Raw genomic sequence first — 457 nt, forward strand, 5'->3', positions numbered from 1 at the left:
GATCAGCAGCGTGCCGATGCCGGGATACTTGAAGACCTGTTCGGTAATCACGGTGCCCGAGAAGCCTCCACCCAGCGCCATCGCTAGAGCCGTCAGCCGTGGCAGGGTGGCGTGGCGGATCCCATAGCCGCCCACGCTCGTCGTTTTGTCGTCGGCTGACAGTTCTGCATAGGTCACATAGCCCTCGGTCGCGACATTGCTGACCAGCCCCCGCATGCCGACGAACCAGTCGCCGAACTCGACCATCACGAGCGACAAGCACGGCAGCGCGGCATGCTGGAGCGTCTAGGCGGTGAAGGGCCAGGTGAGGCCGGCTCGCACAACGATGGCAACCGTGACAGAGGACGTGACGAGCGGGATGAAATAGGAGAACACGATCACAATGATGATAGCTGCAATGTAACAGGGAGTCGGCCGGATACTCAAGGTGGTACTTCATCTAGCACTTGAGTGTCGA

General features: G+C 60.4%; 1 protein-coding gene and 1 pseudogene. Both read right to left on the bottom strand.

Going from position 1 to position 457, the window contains the following annotated elements:
- Positions 1-270: pseudogene (locus VE26_RS16890) on the bottom strand (ABC transporter permease subunit); the annotation flags it as partial.
- A 15-nt stretch (positions 271-285) separates the two neighbouring features.
- Complete coding sequence (locus VE26_RS17880) at positions 286-426, bottom strand: hypothetical protein (RefSeq protein ID WP_160297759.1); 141 nt, start codon at positions 424-426, stop codon at positions 286-288.
- Between the last annotated feature and the right edge of the window lie 31 nt (positions 427-457).

It is taken from the genome of Devosia chinhatensis (assembly GCF_000969445.1).
In the GTDB taxonomy this organism is placed as follows: Bacteria; Pseudomonadota; Alphaproteobacteria; order Rhizobiales; family Devosiaceae; genus Devosia; species Devosia chinhatensis.